The 5,019-nt window shown below is 63.5% G+C and carries 5 protein-coding genes; all 5 read right to left on the reverse strand.

The genetic code is table 11. The features are described from left to right. Positions 1-69: 69 nt before the first annotated feature. Entirely contained in the window at positions 70-1,236 is a 1,167-nt protein-coding gene (locus VIM98_RS17020; RefSeq protein ID WP_331994305.1) for a glycosyltransferase family 4 protein, read from the reverse strand. Then, the gene (locus VIM98_RS17025) at positions 1,233-1,868 is read right to left on the reverse strand and encodes a polysaccharide deacetylase family protein (protein WP_331994308.1); all 636 of its coding nucleotides are present in this window, start codon (positions 1,866-1,868) and stop codon (positions 1,233-1,235) included. Before VIM98_RS17025 ends, VIM98_RS17020 begins: the two co-directional genes overlap by 4 nt. A gap of 2 nt (positions 1,869-1,870) precedes the next feature. Next, a complete protein-coding gene (locus VIM98_RS17030; RefSeq protein WP_331994306.1) occupies positions 1,871-3,043 on the reverse strand; it encodes a glycosyltransferase family 4 protein in 1,173 nt (390 codons plus the stop codon). Beyond that, complete coding sequence (pelF, locus tag VIM98_RS17035) at positions 3,040-4,161, reverse strand: GT4 family glycosyltransferase PelF (RefSeq protein WP_331994307.1); 1,122 nt, start codon at positions 4,159-4,161, stop codon at positions 3,040-3,042. The genes VIM98_RS17030 and pelF overlap by 4 nt, the downstream gene beginning before the upstream one ends. Beyond that, a partial coding sequence (locus tag VIM98_RS17040) for a phenylacetate--CoA ligase family protein (RefSeq protein ID WP_414650237.1) occupies positions 4,158-5,019 on the reverse strand: 862 nt, incomplete at its 5' end. The genes VIM98_RS17040 and pelF, both read right to left, overlap by 4 nt.

Below are 5,019 nucleotides of genomic sequence, written 5' to 3' on the forward strand. Positions count from 1 at the left end.
TACCCCAGGCCAGTACACCGGCTAGCGCAGCAACCGACACCACGACGGCGATGGAGAGCGTCGTCCACATCAGCGCGGCTCGCTTGCCGGGAGCAGCCCCAGCAGTTGTTCGGCGTTGTTGCGCCATTGCCGCTCGCGCACGATGTAGTCCCGCGCGGCAGCTCCCACCCGGTTACGCTCCTCCTCGTGTCGCGCCAAATCGAGTACGCGCTGTACACAGGCGGCCGTCTCGCCTCGCGGAAACAGCCAGCCGGTGTGACCGTCGCCGATCACCTCGGCGACCGGTGCATAATCCGGTGCGACCACTGCCACGCCCATGCCCATGAATTCGAACAGCTTCATGGGAGAGCCGTAGCGATTGGAATTGGGTAGCACGGCGTAATCCATGCAGGCGATCCAACTGGCGATCTCTTCGTGGGAGACGCGGCCGGGCAGCAGGACGCGGTCGGCCAGTCCTCGCTCGGCCACTAGGGCACGTACCGCCGGCAGAGTGCGGCCATCGCCGACAAACACCAGAGCAAGTTCCGGCACTTCGGCTAGTCGCGCTGCGATCGCTTCGACAAAGCCATCCACGCCATGCCAATACGCGAAGACACCGATGTGACCGCAAACGATGCGCCCCGCCAGGCCACGTTCGGCGCGCAGGCGCGCGCGATCGAAGCGTGCCGGATCGAACCGCGCCAGATCGACCGCATTGGGGGAAATTACCGATGGTGCGATGTCGCCGTAGGCGGTGACTGCCTGGTCGCGGAAATAGCCGGAAATGAATACCAGGCCTGTGCAATGACATAGGCACCAGCCTTCGATGCGCCGTGCCAGAGCCTTCAGCCGCAGCGGTCGCACGCGGTCGACCAGCGCCGAATCGTTGATTTCCAGAATCAGCGGTATGCCGCGCCATCGTGCCAGCCATACCGTGGCGAACAGGAACAGCGAGTAACGTTCGTAGATCAATTCAGGGCGCAGGCGACCGAAGGCCAGGCCCAATCGCAGCAGGGTCACGAGGTTGTACCCAATCTCTCCCAGTTCGAACAGCACGCCAGGCAGACGCGCTACCAGCGCTGCCAGCCGGCCGCGGCGTCCGGCGTCGCGTACAGGCGGTTCATGCTCAGGATCGGCACCGGGGAATGAAATCACGGTGACGTCATGTCCGAGCTCGCGCAACGCATGCACCACACCGCGGATGTGCACGCCTTCGACGTGTCGACCGCGGGTGCGATGGTGGTAAACGATCTTCATCGCACATTCTCCGGCAGGGCATCGAACAGATGGCCGTCGATAAGCCACTCCGGCAGCATGACGCTAAGTGCGGCGCGCGCGCGATCGGTGTCGTCGTGCATCAATACAATGTCGCCACCGCGCGGTGGATTGCAGCGTAAGCCATCGATCAGGCAGGCATCGGGCCTATCCTGGTAATCGAGGCTGTCGTAAGACCAGTAGACGAAGCTGCGCTTGCGGCGCGCGAAATGCCAAAGGATATCCGCGCCGACATAGCCATGCGGCGGGCGCATCGGATGATGAGCGCGGCCATCGAAGGCGCTGAGCAGCCGATCTGTGTTGTCGATCTCGAACAGCTTCTTGGCGGTGGTCATATTTTTGAACGACCAATGGCTGTAGGAATGATTGCCCAGCCGGTGGCCTTCGTCAGCGATGCGTTTGACCAGGGTCGAATGCTGCTCGATTTTCTCGCCGACCAGGAAGAAGGTGGCGCGTACACCGTGGCGGGCGAGCAGGTCGAGCAGCGGCGGGGTATGGACCGGGTCCGGGCCGTCGTCGAAAGTGAGGTAGCGCATGCTGCCATCTCGCTGGCCGTGCGTGAGCACCAGCGAATCCGGCAGTAGCCCGAGCAATTGTTGTTTGCGGGGACGCATGTTCACACCGAGGTCTCCATGGCGGGGGCGGCATGCACGACGACGCATTGCAGGATGCGATCGAGGCGATCGACATTGTCGTCCCAGCGGAAGCCGCTGGCATGCAACGTAATCCGGCGCGGTTCCCAGGTGCGCTGGCTGGCCTGGATCAAGGCCGTGGCGAGCGCGGCCCGGTCGTGCGGAGGAACCAGGATGCCGGCGTAGTCGGGTACGACCTCAGGAATGCCGCCCACCCGCGTGGCAACGACAGGTGTGCCGCAGGCCATCGCCTCGAGCACGACGTTCGGGACACCTTCGTTATGACTGGGCAGACATAGCAGGTCGGCTGCGCGGAACCAGTCGCCGAGCGCATCGTGAGCGACCGGTCCACGCAACTCCACGCGGTCGGTGCAACCCAGCAGACGTGCACGCTCGCGTAGTTGCATGTCGCAAGACCCGCTGCCTACGTACACCAGGCGTGCCCGCGGATAGGCGGCGAGCAGGGCGGGGAAGGCTTCGAGCAGGTCCATGCAACCTTTGCTGGCCTTGAGATTACCGACATAGAGAAGTAGCGGAATATCGGCTGGTAGATCGAGCCTGGCGCGTGCCTCGCTGCGTACACCCGGCTGAAACAGGGCGCCGTCCACACCATTGTAGAGCACGTGCACCGTGTCGGCTGCCGCGCCGAGAGAAACGGCTTTTTCTGCCAGCGCGCGGCTGACCGATACCACGGCATCGGCATGGCGCAGCGCGGCACGTATCTGCAGTCGTCGCAGGCCGCTCTCGGCCTGCACATTCAGATCGCTGCCGTGTACCTTGAGCACATACGGGATGCCCAGCCGGCGCGCGAGCCAGTTGGCTGCGGCGCCGTCCGGATAAGCCCAACTGACCAGCAGGCAATCGTAGCGTCGATGGCGCAACTGCCGGCCGCATTGCCACAGCAGGCATGCCAGCCAGCACAGCGCGTGCAGCGCCCGGCCGATGCGCGGCAGATAGACGAATGTAAAGTAGTTGACATGCAAGTGCCGAACCTGGGCATGGCCGCGTGCATGTGTCACGCGTTCGCGAAAATCTACCGGTACCAATATATCGACATCATGGCGCCGACCCAGGCGCTCGAATTGTTGGCGATTGAAGGCGCCGCGCAAGGGATCCCACGGCGTTGGAAACAGGTTGGTAAGGATCAGGATCTTCATTGGCGCCTCACCGTTTTGCTGCCTTGATAGAGTTCGGCGTAGCTGCAGGCCATTGCATCGAGCGAACCGTGCTGCTCGACCCAGGCACGGGCCGCCAGGCCCAGTGCAAGCGCATGCGCCGGGTGGTGCAGCAGGTCGAGCATGACCTCGCTCAGTGCAGCTACATCGCTGGCTTTGACCAGTCGGCCGGTGCGTCCGTCGCGGATAATCTCTCGATTGCCGCCGACATCGGTGGCGATGACCGGCAAGGCGGCTGCGCCGGCCTCCAGCAGGGCTAGCGAATAACCTTCGCTTACCGAGGACAGTACGAACAGATCCAGACCGGCGAGCAACGCCTGCACATCGTTGCGGTCGCCGAGAAAATGTACGTGTCCGCCCAGACCCAGCTCGTCTACGCGTCGCTGCAACTCGGTACGCAACTCGCCTTCGCCGATCAACAGCAGGGCCGTATCGGGTTCGCTCGCGTGGACGTGGCCGAAGGCGCGGATCAGCGTGGCTTGGTCCTTGGCCCAGTTGAGCCGGCCCACATTGCCGATCAAGCGCGTGATCGACGGCAGGCCAAGCGATTGCAACAGCTGGCGGCGCATGGACGCGGACGCGGTCTGGAAGCGCTCGACACGAATACCGTTAGGAACCACGCAGGTCTTCTCCGGCGGCACGATGCCGCGCTGCACTGCATCGTTGCGTGCCGCCTCGCATACCGCGACGATCGCATGCGTACGGCCCAATGCGCGGCGATACAGCCATTCGCGCCGCGCCGCACGTCGCAAGCCGCCCATGCCATGCCGTGTGTTGATGACTTGGCGCATGGGCAGACCGCATGTCGCCAGCACGGCTTGATAATGGGCGACGGCATTATGCGTGTGTAGGACTTCGGTGTTGTGGCTACGGATCGAGGCACGCGCACGCGCCAGGGCACGCAAATCCAATCCCTGGCGCTTGTCGCAGGCATTGACCGGGATACCCAGTTCGCGCAGTTCGTGCGCTTGCGAGCCGGGTTCGAACAGGCAGACCACCTGACAGCGATGGCCTTGTCGCTGCTGCAGCTTGACCAGCTCCAGAACCATTCGTTCCAGCCCGCCGCGATCCAGGTTTTCGACGAAGTGGGTGATGTTCATGGCGCAAGCTCGGATACGGTCACACGCAGCTTGCCGCTACGAGTGAGCGGAATATCATCGGTGAAATGGCAAACCAGTCGCACGCTGTCGCCGAGCACCTTGCCGACCTCTCGACGGATATAGGCCAGAGAGGCATCGTCGAAGCCGTTGCCGCGCACGATGGTCAGGTCGAGCCGATCGAGCTGTCGTTGCACCAATTGGAAGCGCGCGACACCCGGTACGTCCTTGAGCATGTGCGGGAAGAATTCGCCAGGAAGCACGTGGCCAGCCGGCGTGCGGATGACATCGAGTTTGCGGCCGTCCACGCGAGCCAGCAGCGGCAGGCCGCGGCCGCATGAGCACGGGGCATCGGTGGCGTGCGCCAGGTCGCCGTTGAGATAGCGTACGAAGGGCATGCCGTAATTGAACAGGTCGGTGACGATGACTTCGCCGCTGCCGCTGACTACGCCAGCGCGCGAGCTAGCACCTTGCAGTTCCACCACCAGATGGTCGGCATTGACGTGCAACCCTTGGCGGTGCTCGCATTCGGCAGCCACCAGCATGAATTCACGACAGCCATAGGTGTTGTAGACCGGGCAACCGAAAGCCTGTTCGATCGACGCGCGCTGGAATGCATGCAGCGCTTCGGCGCCACAAACGATGGCCCGCGGTCGCCAGGGCTGTCGCCCTTGCGCCAACAGCCACTGTGCCAGCCGTAGCAGCGGCCCGACATAGGCTACGACGACCTCCGGCCGATAGCGATCGAATGCGTCGGCATATTCGCCGAGATTGGCCTCGGTCATGTGGAAACTGTTGAGTACACGTCGTGCGAAAGCGGCGTTGTAGAGGCGGTCCTTGAGCTTGTGCGCGCGTGTGGGA

Source organism: Dyella sp., assembly GCF_036568765.1.
GTDB lineage: Bacteria > Pseudomonadota > Gammaproteobacteria > Xanthomonadales > Rhodanobacteraceae > GSA-30.